Origin of the sequence: Thalassococcus halodurans, from assembly GCF_900108225.1 — a bacterium.
GTDB lineage: Bacteria > Pseudomonadota > Alphaproteobacteria > Rhodobacterales > Rhodobacteraceae > Thalassococcus > Thalassococcus halodurans.
Genome location: NZ_FNUZ01000002.1, coordinates 360383 through 376722, shown reverse-complemented (window position 1 = coordinate 376722; position 16340 = coordinate 360383). Strand labels below are relative to the sequence as shown.

The window sequence follows — 16340 nt, the reverse complement described above, 5'->3', positions numbered from 1 at the left end:
TCCTGACCCTTTCGGATCAGGCTAATACTTTGGTCGCGAGGCGCAATGCCAAACCTGTGCGTTAGGCGCTCTGAAGCGCCCGCAAGGTGCTGCCGTAGCCGCCTTCATCGACGTAGGCTTGTTCGCTTTCCGTCATCTGGCGGTCCAAGGCTTCGTTCCGGTACGGGAACCGACCGAACAGGCGAATGACTTCACGATGCGCTTTGGCGTGGATCAGGTTGCTTTCGCCGGTTTCCGGCATCCGTTCTTTCATCAAACGAATGCAGCGTTCCTGATCGCACAGGTTTTCCGAATGCATCAGCGGAAGATAAAAGAACTGCCGCGCCGGTTCGTCGATCTTCAAATCCCAGCCGCGATGGATGGCCTGCTTGGCCACCGCCAGCGCCATCTTGTCGGAAGAAAAGGCCTTGGCACTGTCACGGAACATGTTGCGCGGGAACTGATCCGTCAAAATGATGTAGGCCAAAGCGCCCGATGGATACGTCAGCCAAAGACCCCAGCTGCCCTCCATCGCTTCGTTCCAGGTTGCCTCGAACTTTTCGACGATTTTCCGATCCAGATCATCATCCTGGATGTACCACTGTTTCTGGTCGACATCGTCCAACCAGAACTTCAAAATTTCATCAGGCCCCACCAACACAAGCTTTCCTCCACACATGTGCCACCGCTCAATGAAAATGGTGCATCACCCTGGGATGAAATCACAATCAAAAATCATGTCGTGATTTTTCAGTGTCGTGAAAATGTTACGTTCCGGTGTTTTGCGCCTCTTCCTCGGCCGCAATTTCAGCAGCCTCGGTTGCGTATTCCTGTGCAAATTCCATCGCAACGACCGTACCTGTGGGCGACATGGGTGCGAACACGCCCGTGTCGTCCGAAGAGATGGCCGGACGGCGCGTCATACGCCAGATCGCGTAAGCTGCCAGCATGAACAGAGGAATGGCAAACAGCAGGAAAAACGCCTGCGGTCCGAAACGTTCCATCGCGACACCCGTGACAACCGGACCCGCCACAGCACCTAGACCGTTGATAAACAACAAGCCACCGGACGCGCTGGCCATATCTTCGGGCTCAAGAAAGTCATTCGTGTGCGCAATCAGCAAGGCATAAAGCGGGTTGCCCATGCCCCCCATAAAGAAGGCTGCAAGCACGATCAGATAGAATTCGGTACTGAAGAACGTCGCGATAAAGGCCGCCATGGCACCGATACCGGAAACGGCCCCGATCAGGACACGGCGATCCGACCGGTCCGACAGCCAGCCGATTGGAAACTGGAACACCAGTGCGCCGACATAAAACGCGGCCACAAAGATCGAGATTTGCTGAACGTTCAAGCCAGCCTGCGCGCCGAATACGGCGCTCATGCCGAACTGGGCCGCGAACACACTTCCCGACAGCAACATGCCCACACAGCCCAGTGGCGATTTGCGGAACAGATCGCTCAACTTCATCGGCTTGGTCGCATCGAACGCGGGCGTCGGTGACACGGCCAGCAGGATCGGCGCGAAAGACACCGAAACCAGAACCGACGGAATAACGAACAGCAAGAAGCCGGACGGATCGGGAATGTTCAAAAGCCCCTGCGCCGCGATAATGCCCACCATCTGGACGATCATATACAGCGACAACGACTGACCACGGGTTTCATTGGTGGCGGCATTGTTCAGCCAGCTTTCCGCCGTCACATACACACCGCAAAAGCAGAACCCGATCCACACGCGCCCCAGAATCCAAGCCAGCGGGTGCGGCACAGCAGGATAAAGGATGATCACAGCGGAAATAAACGACGCCAGTGCGGCGAACACGCGGACATGGCCCACACGGCGGATCATGATCGGCGTCACACGGGACGAAATCATAAAACCGACGAAATAGGCAGACATGATGAACGACATCTCGACCGCGGAAAATCCGGCGGTTTCACCGCGAACACCCAGCAGCGAACTCTGAAGGCCGTTGCCCAGCATAAGAAGCATAACGCCCAGCAGAAGTGGCCATGAGTTGCGCAAAACCGTGATCATGTTTGCTCGCTTTTCAGTCTCGAAGTTGGAAGGGACAGCCTTGGCTAAAAACGCGGTTCTTCAGGCCGAGTTCCGCACCTGCCTGAGAAACAAACACGTAACTTGCTAAAAAACGACCCCTTTTCGGTCAAAAAAGAAAAGAAGCCTCAGACAGCGGAAAGTTTTGAGCCGATCGCTCAGCCGTTAGGCAACAACAACGATGCATCACCATAGGAGAAGAACCGGTACTTTTCGGCAACCGCATGATCATAGATGTCGCGGATCCGCTGTGTTCCGGCAAAAGCAGAGACAAGCATCATCAGCGTTGATTTCGGCAGGTGGAAGTTTGTCATCAGACCATCGGCTACATGAAACGTAAAACCGGGGTAGATGAAGATATCAGTCTCGCCACACCACGGCACAATAGCGCCCGTATCCCGCGCTGCCGTTTCGATCAGACGCAGCGCCGTTGTGCCAACCGGAATGACACGACCTCCCTTGGCCTTGGTCTCGGCGATCTCTGCGGCGGCCTGTTCTGTTACCTCGCCCCACTCGGCGTGCATTTTGTGTTTCGTTACATCGTCAACTTTGACCGGCAGGAACGTCCCTGCCCCCACGTGCAGCGTAACATGTGTAAAGCTTACGCCGTGTTCTTTCAGGCGGGCCAACAAGGCATCATCGAAATGAAGCGACGCTGTCGGAGCAGCCACGGCACCCGGCACACGGGCCCAGACCGTTTGGTAGTCTTTCTTGTCCTGCTCATCTGCGGGGCGTTTTTGCGCGATGTAAGGTGGCAACGGCATGGCGCCCGCCTTTCCCAAGGCAGCGTCAAAGTCATCCCCAGACAGGTTAAACTTCAAGGCCGCCTGCCCATCTGCGCGCGATACGACTGTTGCCGCCAAATCGTCGGAAAACACGATGTCTTCGCCATCCCGCACCTTTTTCAGCGGTTTCACAAGCGCCATCCACGTGCCATCGGCCTGCGGCTCAAGAAGGGTCACTTCCATCTTGGCCTGCGTCGCACCCTCTGGCCCTTCACGGTGCCGAGCCCCGAAAAGCCGCGCGGGCAGCACTTTTGTATCGTTCAGAACCAGCCTGTCACCGGGGCGCAGCCACTTGCAAATATCAGTCACCACTGCATCCGTGATCCCGTCAGGATCAGAGACAAGCAAACGCGCCGAAGACCGCGGATTTGCGGGCCGCGTGGCGATCAAATCGTCAGGCAGGTGAAAGTCGAAATCGTCAAGTTTCATTGTAACCCTATTGCGACGGCTGTGGTGGTGGCCTGCGAAAGATTTCGCGGAACATCCCCGGTGTGAACACCGAAAGCGGGTTGACTGCAACCGTCGGATTGGATGCCGGTCCGGTCAGATTGAAATTGAATCCGATCAATCCTTCGCCGCGACGTGTGAACAGGCTGCCGATGCCATTCAGAATATAGATCGGCGAAAGCACGCCCTGCATATCAAGCTGTTTCGTACCCAAATTGTAATAGCCATCCATACTGATCCCCATGGAAGGCCCCGTTGCACTGGACTGACTTAGAATAAGTTCGTCCGGTGTTAGCCTGAAACGCGCCTCAACGTTCTGGAAATAGATGCCCGGCCCTTCAAGCTGGTCAATGATGCCCACAACGCTGATGGCATCCAGCAAGGACCCGATAGCAGGCGCGTCCTGCAGCCGCGTATCGGTGACATCAAGCTGACCGTTATAGCTGCCTTTCTGGCCCCGCACCGGAACCAGCGACAATGTCATGTCTCCGCCAACAACGGTTTTCAGAATACCCGTCGCACGCAGCACATCGCCTAGACTTTTGGATTTCACCTGAACGGCCGTCCCACCTTTTCGCGGCTCGAGAGCGCCGGTCAGCTTTGCCTTTCCCATGCGCGCCTGAAATTCACCGCTGACGCCCGCGCCGATGGTCAGGTTGCTGGTGACGTCGGTCAGGCTGATGCCGTTTGCTACGTCCAGACGATCCAACCGCAGAGTAACCGGCGTTTTCTGCCCGCCTCCACTGCCGCCGTCCCCCCCGAACTGGGCGCGGCGCATATCAAGCGTTCCTCCGTTAACCGTGATCCGCGGCGTCGTCCCTTTTCGTGGCTCAAGCGATACCTTCGCGTCCAGCCAGCCCCCCAACCGTACACGTTCAAAATCGATGCGTGACGCGGACCCATCATCGTTGAGGACGATATCAGCCGTGGTTTCCAATCCGCCTGCCGAGAAACTAAAACCATCTATATCGACAGGCTGGCCAAGCGTCCCCGAGATACGGAAATCACCAGTCGCCGATTTTGAAAGACCATATCCTATGGCCGGAATGGACACCCCAATACCCGCCAGATTTGAGCCTAAGGAAAAGCTCGGGCGCGCATTTTTCGGTAGGGTCACACTTAAAGCGCCGCGACCTTCGCCGGACAACAGCCCGTTTGGAAGGGACACACCGAACTTGGCGGCATTTGACGCCGACAATACGACCTGCCCGTCAATCTGACCGCCCCCCGCGTTCGGCCCAATCTCTTGCGACCATTTCCCATCGAACGGCACGCCGTCCAACGTCGCCTTGCCCGAAACTGTGATCTGTTTCTGGGTGATATCGATATCCAGCGCCTTCGCTCGCAGATCGCGCCCTTTTACCAGTGTGCTACTGCTGGCATTCGTGGCCTTGGCGGACAGGTTCATCTGCATATCCGGCAGCCTTACGCCCTTGACCAATGGCAACGACAGCGTTCCTTTGGCCTGCAGTTGTGCATCTACGAAATCCAAGGGCTGGCGAATTTTGGTAAGCAGATTGATCGGCTCTGAATCAAGAAATGAAAACAGCGCCTTGGCCTGACCATTCGCAACCAGAGAAAGCTGCCCCTGCGCAGGTTTGATACGACCGTCCGGGATCACAAATTTGGATCCTGCTACGTTGATCGCCCCGCCGTCTTTGGGCTTCACCACGCCCTCGTCCACCACGACGCCCAATCGGCGGTCGAATAGGGTAAACTGCCCTTTCGCTTCGGTCACAGGCGGCAAGGTTCTGGCAAAGCGCACCTGTGCGTCCTGAAACGCGAAATCTAGGTAGAATTTGGGCTTTTCACCCTGCCGGAAACGTAGCGCCAGAACGCCGTTGGAGACATTGCCGGATTGGACATTGGTCATGGCCCAGTTGCGCGTCTTGGGTGACACCTTGACCGGCCAGTAATTCAGAACTTCGGGTGCTTTGGCACGGCGCACACGTCCGTCAATCCGCCCTTCCCATCCTGCTTCACCGACACTAAGCGACCCCTTCGCTGTCAAAGGCAAATCAGGGTCCGCGACGCGAATGCGCCCCAGTTCAAGCTTGAAAGGTTGAAGACGCAACTGGGCGTCCACATCGACGCGCGACACGACCAGAGGAATATCAAACACCCCTTCCGCGTCGGCGTTCACGTCCGAGATCGAGAACTGACCTACAAAGGCATCAAGCAGATTATCGTCTGTCAACGAGACAGAAACCCGCCCTTCGGCACGGCCCGACCCACGTTCGGAGTCGACATAGATTTCTGTGAAATTCAGGCTCTGGCTTGCGGGCGCATATGAAAAATAAGTCCGGGCCGTTTTAAACGCGACCGGCGTCGCGCTATCGCTGGGCTGCAAGACACCTTCAGAGATGTTCAGCGTGGCATCGAGTCCGCCCAATGCACCCTCGACATCCAGATATCCTCGCAATGCGCCCGAAATCGGCGCGCGGATGGTATTCAGCCATGCCAAGGCCGGACTTTGCGATGCGATATCCTCGGACGGAAGATCGGTCACCGTGACGCCAAAGCTCAGATCGCTCTGGCCGATCTCGCTTTCTGCACTAAGCGCAACAGTCGCAACGCCCGTGCCGCCGGTCAAAAGCGCCAGATCGCTGTTCAGGCGGAGGGTGCCGTCGCGCCGAGAAATCGAAATCCGCCCCCCGTCAGCTGTCCACCCGCGCCGCGCGCGACGGTCTTCATATCGCAGGGTCACAGCGTTGGCTTCGACCTGATCCAGTTGTGCGAACCGTGGATCGGAGAGCCACGTGTCGATCTGTCCGATCAGCGTCGGCAAATCGGGGCTGTTGACCACTCCGGAATTGCCCGCAAACGCAAATTTGCCATCCGCGCCACGCTCAAGCGTCAGGAACACTCCGGTGACCGATGCGTCGACCAGCGCGATTTCACGACGGAGCAAGGGCAATGGCGCAACTGCAACTGACACTTCGCTTAGAATGACAGAGGCGCCCGAGGCCGGTTCACCGACTTCGACATTGGTTAGGGTCACACGGGCGGCATCTTTTGGCGAAATGCGGAAGATCACATCATCAAAGCTAAGCGGAATGTCCGGCGTGGCCCGTGCCACCTGAGCCGCAATCCTGTCGCGCAACCAGTCGGGCGCGACGATGGTCTTTCCGGAGAAATGCCACCCCAATCCTGCAACGGCGACGACCAGCAAAACCAGAATGCCCGTCACCCAAGCCAATGGCCTGCCTTTTCTTCGGGTTTTGGTCGGTTCAGAGCCTTCGGTCACTGGAAGCCTTAACGGAAAAGATTATTCTTGCGAGAGCGATGGTAAATCACATTGCCCTGCATCTAAAACCATCTGACCTGATCGTGAACATAAAGGAAGCAACAATGCCGGAAATTGGCGAAAACGCACCGGATTTTACACTCCCCGTCACGGGCGGTGACCCTGTTACCCTGTCCGAGATGAAAGGACACAGCGTCGTTTTGTTCTTTTATCCCCGCGACGACACCTCGGGGTGCACACGCGAAAACGAAGATTTCACCGCGCTGAAGGACCAGTTCGAAGCATTGGGATGTAAAGTTTTCGGGATTTCCAAGGACACGATTGCAAGCCACGACAAATTCATGGCCAAGAAATCGCTGACCATTCCCCTGCTGTCCGATGCAGAGGGTGACGTTTGCGAACGCTACGGCGTCTGGAAGGAAAAGAAGATGTACGGCAAGACGTTCATGGGCATTGAACGTAGCACGTTCCTGATCGGCAAAGACGGCACCATTGCGCAGGTCTGGAACAAGGTAAAAGTGCCTGATCACGCGGCTGCCGTGCTTGAGGCCGTGAAAGCCCTTTGAATCCGGAACACCACTGGAAGCGGCGGATTTTATTGGTAAAACCGCCGCGACCAACGACGACCGAAGGACAGACGATGCCGCAGACACTTGCCGAAATGGCCGTAGACGTTTTGACAACTGCGGACGGGCGGGAAAAGACCCGCAAGTCGCGGGCCTATGCGGCAGAATGGTTTGCGGCACGCAAAGACGGTGGATCATTGCCCATCGGTCAGGCCCAGCCCCCCTTGCGCCCATCGCGACCGGAACAGCCCGGACTTTTGGATCCGCGCGACGTGCCCAAACGCAAGCCCGGCAGCCCACAGGGCCGCATCGCTCTTCTGCACGCTGTTGCGCATATCGAACTGAACGCAGTTGACCTGCATTGGGATATCATCCCGCGCTTTACCGACACCAGAATGCCCGTTGGCTTCTATGATGATTGGGTGAAAGCCGCAGACGAAGAATCCAAACATTTCAAATTGATGTGCGACTGCCTTGAAGAAGAAGGCAGCCACTATGGCGCCCTACCGGCACACGCTGGCATGTGGCAAGCAGCGGAAGATACGCGCGATGACATCATGGGCCGATTGGCTGTCGTCCCAATGGTTCTTGAGGCCCGTGGGCTGGATGTGACGCCCAACATGATCCAGCTTTTCAAAAACGCCAAAGCCACCAGCGCGGTTAAGGCGCTTGAAACCATCTACGCCGAAGAAGTCAGCCATGTCGCCTATGGATCGAAATGGTTCCATTTCCTGTGCGGTCGCGATGATGTGGACCCCGTGCCACGCTTTCATGAATTGGTCCGGAAATATTTCCATGGCCCCTTGAAGCCGCCATTCAACGAAGAAAAGCGCGCCGATGCGGGCATGGCACCTGACTTCTATTGGCCCCTGGTCGAGCAGTCTACCTGACTGGAAAGTCCTTAAAATCGGCGGTTTTTTGCCATTTCAGCACAATCTGGCCTGCAATCGCGAATCACCCGCCTGAAATTGTTGCGAAACGGCAAAAACGCGGCTACCCCGTTGGGCAAGGTGCCGGATGGGGAACCGAGTACCACATTGGGACGGGTAATTAAGGGAAAGACAGGGTGAGAACGCGACTAGCGATCAAAACACATGCGCTGTTAGAGCGCTACCTGCCGGAACGTCGGCTATTTCTTCGATCAGACAACGATACACGCTTTATCCGCCTTCGGTCGGAAACCCAGTTGATCGCCCTCTTGGGCGGTTCTGCGGTTGTAGCGTGGACGATTATCGCAACAGCTATTTTGTTCATGGACTCGATCGGATCGGGCAACTTCCGTGAACAGGCGCGTCGCGACCAGATTACATACCAGCAACGACTGAACGATCTGTCCCATGAACGGGATCAACGCGCATCCGAAGCGATTGCCGCGCAGGAACGTTTCAACGTCGCTCTGGAACAGGTTTCGCTGATGCAGTCGCAACTGCTGGAATCTGAAAACCGTCGCCGTGAATTGGAAACCGGTCTGGACATCGTTCAATCGACGCTTGCCAAGACCATGAAAGATCGCGAAGCGGCCAAAGAGCTGTACGCCGATCTGCGCAACCAGCTGGAAAATGATGGAACCGTTGTCGCGGGCGACGCAGCCTCTGACACCACCGTCGCCTTCCTGAGCGATGCACTGGCCAAAACCGCCGAAGAACGCGATCAGGTCATTGCGAACGCGCAAGACGCGCTGATCCGCGCCGACGAAATGGCCACCGAAATCCGCCTGATGGAAGAAAAGAACGACCAGATCTTCCGCCAGCTTGAAGAAGCGATGACCGTTTCGGTCAAACCGCTCGACAAAATGTTCCAGGCCGCTGGCATGAGCCCGGACCGCCTGCTTGATCAGGTGCGTCGCGGCTATTCCGGCCAAGGTGGCCCGCTGACGCCGCTGTCGTTCTCGACCCGTGGTGAAGAACCCAGCGCCGATGCAGAACGTGCCAATTCGATCCTGACGCAGATGGATCGCCTGAACCTCTACCGTATTGCCGCCCAGAAAGCGCCCTTTGCATCCCCGCTGAAGGATCCGTTCCGCTTTACATCTGGCTTTGGTCGTCGTTGGGGCCGCCTACACGCAGGTACAGACTTTGCCGCACCGCACGGCACACCGATCTATTCAACTGCTGATGGTGTGGTTGTCCACGCCGGCTGGCAGTCGGGCTATGGTCGTCTGGTCAAAATCCAGCACGAGTTCGGAATTGAAACGCGCTACGCGCATTTGTCGAAAATCCGCGTGAACGTTGGCCAAAGGGTCTCGCGCGGGGAACGCATCGGTGATATGGGGAACACCGGACGGTCAACTGGCACACACCTTCACTACGAAGTCCGTGTCGGAGGAGAAGCCGTGAACCCAATGACGTTTATCAAGGCTGCAAACAATGTTTTCTAAAAGCAAAATCAACGATCCGGCACCCAAGGCCGACGAAACAAAGACGTCTGCTCCTGAAGCGCCGCGCACGCCTGCAGCGCCTGAATTCAAGCCGTCTGCACCCAAAGCAAAACCGCCGGCATCGGTTCTGTCCTCTGACCTGCATGTTGTAGGTAACCTGAAGACAACCGGTGACATTCAGGTCGAAGGCACCGTCGAAGGCGACATTCGTGCCCACCTGCTGACCATCGGTGAAAGCGCCACAATCAAAGGTGAAGTGACCGCGGACGACGTCGTCATCAATGGTCGTATCATCGGCCGCGTCCGTGGCCTGAAAGTACGTCTGACCGCGACAGCCCGCGTCGAAGGCGACATCATCCACAAGACAATCGCGATCGAAAGCGGCGCCCACTTTGAAGGTTCCGTGCAGCGTCAGGACGATCCGCTGACAGGCGGCGCCAAGAAAGCACCTGCCGCAGCAGCGAAAGATGCAGCCAAGTAATTTGGTCTAATCTGATTTGAAAAAGCCGCCTATTGAGGCGGCTTTTTTTGTTTGGGGTTGTTCACAAGACGTGTTGGTCTGCTTTGAGCCGGTACCTACCGAATGCCGCGTTACGCTTGAATGCCCGCATTCGCGCGGTGTTGCTATGCCAGCCTGACCTCATGCGCTTCCCAGAGCTGCGGCGGCTCCAGCTTTTTTGACAGATGCGTAATCACAGCATCGGGCACGGCATCTGGTCGATCCCGGTTCTGACGGCGCAGTTGGTCTGGGCCTGGTTCAAGATAGACAATCTCAACGCGTGCACCGTAGTCACGCAAAAGCCGTATAACGCGTGACCGGTTCTGTCGTGTCACATTGGTTGCGTTCCACACAAAATCGCGCCCGGCACGCAGGTGTTCTCTTGCTCGTTCATGTGCCCCCTGGATGACCTGACCCTGATTGTCGGTTGGCGAAACGCTCAGTTCGTCGCGTATAGCATCAAGGCTGACAACGGGATGTTCCGTTCGGTTCTTGGCGATCCAGGTATCTTTCCCCGCTCCCGGCAGGCCAGACATCACTGTTACAGTGCAGGGGAATGCCTCATGCGCCGCGTAGTGAGGATCACGGTCCTCCAACTCGAAAAAGGCGACGCGACTTTCATCGTTTGCGAAGGCGAACGGATGCTCCCAACAGTCGCCCTCTTGGAACGTCAGCGCGGCAAGACTTACACTTTCCAAGATAGCTTTCTGATCCTGACATATCCGACCCAACGCATCAGCTTTGGCATGTAGGCATAGATGATCCGGCCTGCACCGCCACGATGTTTCAATGGCCAAGCGTCCGGGATCAGGTCGCTCGATCAGCCAAAACGGCAATTGATGGTGGGCAATGATTCCGCACAAGGCTTCACGCCAAGCAAACGGAGACCCTGCATTCCACAACAGTTCCCGTGCTATGGATGCACCGACACGGGAATGACCGCGGGAAGATATGCGTCCGTCATCTTCATGCTTTGTCACGGCGGGCTTGCCAACATCATGCAAGACGGCGGCCCAAAACAGGTTGGCCCGCTCCACATCGGGAAGACCTTGCCAGTCGGGGTCCGCGACCAAAGCCTCGACCACCAATCGCGTGTGCGCCCCGACATCACCCTCCGCATGATGGATCGGGTCCTGTGGACACGTGTCGAGTGTGGCAAGCGCTGGCCATAGCGACCAAATCTCGCCCCAGTCCACGGTCCAGGCTGGACCGGTTGGAACCAAGTCCAAAAGGTTGTCATGTGTCACGGTGTGGGTATTGGGCTTAGGCATCATAGGCCCCCTCTACGCCCAGCGTCGGTGCGAAGATATCGATGCCATCGGCCAGACCATTCTGCAGGATTGGACGGTCGTGCCAATGCCCCTCGGCCGCTTCAATCGCCTGCAAGAAATCCGCGCGGACGAACTTGAACCGGTCATCCACGCTGTCCGCACTTTCCTTTTTCAGGTACAGCCCCTCGGCCAGATCACTGTCCTCTGTCTGCTGGTCCACCATATCGGGACGGCTGCCAGATCGTTCTGCGGCTATCAACAATGCGTCACGCCAATCGTCCGACTTGTATGGCGATGGCCGGGTCAGACGGATCAGTTGGTCAACGGACTTGATTTCGCCCGTATACACGACCGGCACCGGCATGATCGGCAATCCTGTCAGCAAATCCCGACGTGCCGCCGTGCTTAGGAACAGACCTGTGTCCCGGTCCAGCACGTCGAACTCCATGAAGTAATGCGGCAGCCGGTCGTAGAACACCGTATGCTTTGCAAACATCCATTCGCCATACATAACGAAGCGGTGTCCCAGCACTGGGTGCAGGACATGTGCATGGGCCGCCGCCCATGTCTTGAACAAGGCAAAGTGGCGTTCGCGGCCACCACCGGTCAGAAAATGCCCCCGGCTTTGCAGAAGCAGGTTGCCATCCGCATCAAAGGACACCGCGGAATTGGCCCCGTCGAGCTTTTCTTCAACGACCAGAGGCTGGCCTGAAAGCTCTTTTATTGGTTTGTCATCCGCCAAATCGCCAGCCTGAAGGCGCGAACCTTCAATGTGCCGCGTGCGCGGGTATTTCTGGATAATCATAACTGTCTCACGATGTATCAATTCGTCGCACTAAAACACCCGGCAGGATTAACCGGGGTGGTGTTTTAAGTATGTGCGCTGCGATTACATCGGACTTCCGTGGGGTTCGGGGTTGAGACAAGGCACTTTTGTAGCCCTGAATACCACAATTTTCAACCGTGGATATTCAAAGTCGCCGTTAAGTTGTCCGCTTTGTCCCGCATCGCCGACCAACACGACCTACGGACACCCCATTTTATTCGGGCGTTAGGCCTGCAATTCGGCGTCCCAATACAGGAAGTCCATCCAGCTTTCGTGCAGATGGTTTGGCGGGAATTTCCGGCCCATGTTCAAAAGTTCTTGCGCACTGGGGGGACGCGGCGGTTTGCGCAGCGACATGCCGCACTGGCGCAGGCTTTTCGATCCTTTGCGCAGGTTGCAGGGCGCACAGGCTGCCACCACGTTCTGCCAACTGGTGATCCCGCCAGACGCACGCGGCACAACGTGATCAAAGGTCAGATCCCCCTTAGATCCGCAATACTGGCACCGGAATTCATCCCTCAGAAATAAATTAAAGCGCGTGAAGGCCACGCGCTTTTGGGGTTGGACGAAATCTTTGAGGACGACAACACTGGGTATTCGGATGACCATGTTCGGGCTGCGAACCACCTCGTCGTATTCCGCAACGATATCCACGCGATCAAGGAACGCCGCCTTCACAGCATCCTGCCATGGCCAGAGGCTAAGTGGGTAGTATGACAGCGGTCGATAGTCCGCGTTCAGCACCAAAGCCGGATGCTGACGCAATGCGCTGGGTTCGCGTACAAAGTTCGTTCTGAAATTACCGTCCATTCGGGGAATCGTCCTTCGCCCTGTCTGCTCACTTCAAAGCACCAGAGCGGGAGCCCCGCTCCAGCATACTTAACACTATATATCGGGCAAACCATCTGGCAAGCCCAACTATATGATGTATGCGAACAGACGTAGCTGGCGAATGTGACAGCCTAATGAACAGGCAGACGGGCAGATTACAGCCCGCACTTGTCCCGCATGAAGGCCAGTGCAACCGAAAGGCCATCTGGTGCGATGCCGTGTGCGGTGCCTTTCATGACGTGGGCGTAGACCTCTTTCCAGCCGGCCTTTTGCAACGCATCCGCAGCATCAGGCAGAGATTGCGGCGGCACGACATCATCCATGTCGCCATGGATCAGGATAACCGGCGGGCGGCTAATGACCTCGTCTTCCAGCAGTTCCGGCTGCAGCAGACGGCCCGAGAAAGCGACGATACCCGCAACGGGGTCTTCACGACGGGGTGCGACGTGCAGGCTCATCATCGTACCTTGGCTGAAGCCGACCAGCACGACCTGTTCGGGCAGCAGGTCTTCATCCACCATGACCGCATCCAGAAAGGCGTTCAGATCTTCGGCTGCGGCACGCAGGCCAGCTTCGGCCTCTTCTTCGCTGGAGCCGTCGATCCACGGAATGGGAAACCACTGGAACCCCATCGGCGAACCGGCGCAGGCCTCGGGGGCGTCGGGCGCAATGAACAACGTATCAGGCAGGTGTTCGGCCAAAGGATCAGCCAGACCCAGAAGATCGGCACCATTCGCGCCATAGCCGTGCAGGAAGATGACCGCAGAGCGCGTTTCCCCCGACAAAGGTTCTTTCCGTCCTGCCTGCAAAACACGTGTCATGCGATACCCTCCCGATCTTTGGCTACATGGTAGTAGGCCCACAACAGCCGCGCTGCAACCGCTCTCCATGGGGACCAGGCCTCGGCCAGTTGTCGCAGCTCTTTTTCTTTGGGGCGTTCGGGCAGTTCGAACAAAATACGGGCAGCTTCCTGAAGCGCCAGATCGCCGGGCGCGAAGACATCAGCGCGGCCAAGGCTGAACATTGCATAGATTTCCGCCGTCCAGACACCGATACCGGTGACTTGCGTCAGGGTTTTGATGACTTGGCTGGTCTCGGCGTTGCGTAGGGCATCATAATCAATCTGCGCCTCTGCCAAGGAACGCGCATAGCGGGCCTTTTGGCGGCTAAGACCCAGCGATCTGAGATGATCGTCATCCACCGACAGGATCGCATCTGGTGTGGTCATACCTGCGTCTGTCAGACGCTGGCGAATGGCACGGGCCGACGCGACGCTAACCTGCTGGCTGATGATCGCCCGTAGCAATTCGTCGAAACCGTCCGGACTACGACGGAGAGGCGGCGGACCTGTTTCTTTCAAAGCGGTCGCAAAACGCGGTTCGATCCCACACAGATAAGACGCGCCTTCAGCGACGCAGTTGTCCGTTTCGATGATCCGGCCGATCACAGCGTCTTTTCGATCCATTCCATCACCTCATCCACCGATCCAAGCACCGGCCCTTTAAGCGGCTTGGGGCGATCGATCATGGCGACCTGAATACCCAACCGCCGTGCCGCTTCGATCTTGGGCCAAGCACCCTGCCCGCCTGCATTGCGCACCACCAGCCAGTCAATCCGAAGCTTGCGGAAAAGCGCCATTTCGCCTTCGACGGTGAACGGGCCTTCTGCCGGTAAGACATGCGAATTTCGCAACGGCAGGCTTACCCTTTCATCGCCCACACTGCGCCAGAAAACATGTGCATGCAGAGGCTTGAACGCATTCAGTTCTTCGCGGCCAGTGGCTGCAAACAGCCGCGCTCCGTTCGGAACAACACGACGCAACGAACAGCCCCGATCGATTTGCACCCAATGATCGCGGGGTGATTGGGACCAAGCCGGACGCAGCAAACGCACGTAGGACACTCCGATAGAACCAGCCGCCCGCACTGCCCGATAATGTGACGCGATATCAAATGGATGACATGCATCCACCAAAAGAGAGGCGCCTTTCTGCCGCAGTGCATCGGCCGTTAAAGCACCGGCATTTTCCGGGCCACCGCGTGTGTCGATGGCGCGGATAAACTGCGCGTGGGGCAGCATATCAGCCAATCGTTTGGCTTCGGCTGTGCCGCCTTGGATCACCACATTTGCGCCGCTCGGATTGCTCATGCACCTGACATATCCCGACCATGTCCCGTCGCGCCAGATTGAATTCGCGACGCTTGTAACTTTGCAGGAACGGTCCTACCGATTACGCATGACAGATTCATCGCATAGCACCGCCAAGCGCAACGTAGCCGTACTGGTCGCAGCGCAGGCAATTCTGGGCGCTCAGATGCCCATGATTTTCACCATTGGCGGGTTGGCGGGGCAAAGCCTCGCGTCCAACGTGTGCTTTGCGACGCTGCCCATTTCGATGATCGTTCTGGGGTCCATGCTGACCGCCACGCCGATTTCCAGCTTTATGCAGAAATACGGCCGCCGCGCAGGCTTTGTCGTGGGCGCGCTTGGCGGTGCCTTGGGCGGTGTGGTCGGGGCCTATGGCCTTTATCTGAACTCTTTCCCCGTCTTCCTGCTGGGAAGCCTTCTGACCGGCGTCTACATGTCGGCACAGGGCTTCTACCGATTTGCTGCGGCGGACACAGCATCAGACGCGTTCCGCCCCAAAGCGATTTCCTACGTTATGGCGGGCGGTCTGGTGTCTGCCATCCTTGGCCCGCAGTTGGTCAAGTTCACCGCCGATGCCTATGTGGTCCCTTTCCTCGGCACCTATGTCGCGGTGATTGCGGTCAACCTGATAGGTTCGCTGCTGTTCTTCTTCCTCGACATCCCGAAACCGCCGGTGCCGTCCGAGGACGCCCCTAAGGGCCGGTCGCGGATGGAGCTTTTGAAAACGCCAACCATCGCTGTCGCTGTCATCTGTGCGATGGTGTCATACGCTTTGATGAACCTTGTGATGACATCCACGCCTTTGGCTGTGGTTGGCTGCGGCTTTGACAAGGCCGATGCGGCAGATGTCGTCACGCTGCACGTTCTGGCGATGTTTGTGCCGTCGTTCTTTACCGGCCACCTGATCGCGCGCTTTGGCGTTGAAAAGATCATGGGTCTGGGTCTGGCTATCCTGGCCGCCGCCGGTGTGGTCGGTCTTGCCGGTGTTGAGCTTGAAAACTTCTACGTTGCTTTGGTTCTTCTGGGCCTTGGCTGGAACTTTGGCTTCATCGGATCGACAACCCTTCTGGCCAGTGCGCATGAACCGCATGAACGTGGCCGGATGCAGGGTATGAACGACCTGATCGTGTTTGGCGGCGTGACCTTTGCGTCCCTGGCGTCCGGCGGATTGATGAACTGTTCCGGCGGGTCGGCGGTTGAGGGGTGGACTGCGGTTAACCTTGCGATGGTGCCGTTCCTGACTATGGCTGGCGGTGCGTTGATCTGGCTGGTGCTGAACCAGCGTGCGGTGGCTAAGGCGTAAG

General features: G+C 57.2%; 15 protein-coding genes. 5 read left to right on the top strand and 10 right to left on the bottom strand.

The features are described 5' to 3' along the window. Positions 1-61 precede the first annotated feature (61 nt). The 4 genes from C4S59_RS06830 to C4S59_RS06815 all read right to left on the bottom strand — a co-directional run bounded on the left by C4S59_RS06830 (position 62) and on the right by C4S59_RS06815 (position 6461). Positions 62-637, bottom strand: a complete 576-nt coding sequence (locus C4S59_RS06830) for a DUF924 family protein (RefSeq protein ID WP_103910306.1) — start codon at positions 635-637, stop codon at positions 62-64. 109 nt (positions 638-746) lie between these two features. Continuing rightward, positions 747-2021, bottom strand: a complete 1275-nt coding sequence (locus tag C4S59_RS06825; RefSeq protein ID WP_103909729.1) for an MFS transporter — start codon at positions 2019-2021, stop codon at positions 747-749. Between the two features lie 176 nt (positions 2022-2197). Then, positions 2198-3253, bottom strand: a complete 1056-nt coding sequence (gene queA / locus C4S59_RS06820; RefSeq protein ID WP_103909728.1) for a tRNA preQ1(34) S-adenosylmethionine ribosyltransferase-isomerase QueA — start codon at positions 3251-3253, stop codon at positions 2198-2200. A 7-nt stretch (positions 3254-3260) separates the two neighbouring features. Then, the gene (locus C4S59_RS06815) at positions 3261-6461 is read right to left on the bottom strand and encodes a YhdP family protein (protein WP_234994731.1); all 3201 of its coding nucleotides are present in this window, start codon (positions 6459-6461) and stop codon (positions 3261-3263) included. A gap of 161 nt (positions 6462-6622) precedes the next feature. Here C4S59_RS06815 and C4S59_RS06810 point away from each other — a divergent pair, with 161 nt between their 5' ends. The 4 genes from C4S59_RS06810 to C4S59_RS06795 all read left to right on the top strand — a co-directional run bounded on the left by C4S59_RS06810 (position 6623) and on the right by C4S59_RS06795 (position 9942). Beyond that, entirely contained in the window at positions 6623-7084 is a 462-nt protein-coding gene (locus tag C4S59_RS06810; RefSeq protein ID WP_103910305.1) for a peroxiredoxin, read from the top strand. Positions 7085-7158: 74 nt separating this feature from the next. Further along, a complete protein-coding gene (locus C4S59_RS06805) occupies positions 7159-7974 on the top strand; it encodes a ferritin-like domain-containing protein (RefSeq protein ID WP_103909726.1) in 816 nt (271 codons plus the stop codon). A gap of 176 nt (positions 7975-8150) precedes the next feature. Continuing rightward, positions 8151-9461, top strand: a complete 1311-nt coding sequence (locus C4S59_RS06800) for a M23 family metallopeptidase (RefSeq protein WP_103909725.1) — start codon at positions 8151-8153, stop codon at positions 9459-9461. Continuing rightward, positions 9451-9942 (top strand): bactofilin family protein, encoded by a 492-nt coding sequence (locus tag C4S59_RS06795; protein WP_103909724.1) that lies wholly within the window; start codon positions 9451-9453, stop codon positions 9940-9942. The genes C4S59_RS06800 and C4S59_RS06795 overlap by 11 nt, the downstream gene beginning before the upstream one ends. Positions 9943-10085: 143 nt before the next feature. Here the strand turns inward: C4S59_RS06795 and C4S59_RS06790 are convergent, their stop codons facing one another. From C4S59_RS06790 to C4S59_RS06765, 6 genes are all read right to left on the bottom strand, one after another. Then, the gene (locus C4S59_RS06790) at positions 10086-11234 is read right to left on the bottom strand and encodes an AAA family ATPase (RefSeq protein ID WP_234994702.1); all 1149 of its coding nucleotides are present in this window, start codon (positions 11232-11234) and stop codon (positions 10086-10088) included. Beyond that, on the bottom strand, positions 11224-12036 hold the full coding sequence (locus tag C4S59_RS06785; protein WP_103909722.1) for an RNA ligase family protein: 813 nt from the start codon (positions 12034-12036) through the stop codon (positions 11224-11226). Before C4S59_RS06785 ends, C4S59_RS06790 begins: the two co-directional genes overlap by 11 nt. Before the next feature lie 246 nt (positions 12037-12282). Further along, positions 12283-12867, bottom strand: coding sequence for an HNH endonuclease (locus C4S59_RS06780; RefSeq protein WP_103909721.1), 585 nt, complete (start codon positions 12865-12867; stop codon positions 12283-12285). Positions 12868-13043: 176 nt separating this feature from the next. Further along, on the bottom strand, positions 13044-13709 hold the full coding sequence (locus C4S59_RS06775) for an alpha/beta hydrolase (RefSeq protein WP_103909720.1): 666 nt from the start codon (positions 13707-13709) through the stop codon (positions 13044-13046). Further along, the gene (locus C4S59_RS06770) at positions 13706-14353 is read right to left on the bottom strand and encodes a DNA-3-methyladenine glycosylase family protein (RefSeq protein ID WP_200813176.1); all 648 of its coding nucleotides are present in this window, start codon (positions 14351-14353) and stop codon (positions 13706-13708) included. The genes C4S59_RS06775 and C4S59_RS06770 overlap by 4 nt, the downstream gene beginning before the upstream one ends. Beyond that, positions 14332-15036 carry a precorrin-6A/cobalt-precorrin-6A reductase gene (locus C4S59_RS06765; protein WP_103909719.1) on the bottom strand — a complete coding sequence of 235 codons (705 nt, stop codon included), beginning with the start codon at positions 15034-15036 and terminating at the stop codon, positions 14332-14334. The genes C4S59_RS06770 and C4S59_RS06765 overlap by 22 nt, the downstream gene beginning before the upstream one ends. 88 nt (positions 15037-15124) lie before the next feature. On the opposite strand from C4S59_RS06765, the gene C4S59_RS06760 reads away from it, so the two are divergent. Then, positions 15125-16339, top strand: a complete 1215-nt coding sequence (locus C4S59_RS06760; protein WP_103910303.1) for an MFS transporter — start codon at positions 15125-15127, stop codon at positions 16337-16339. The last annotated feature ends 1 nt before the right edge of the window (position 16340 follow it).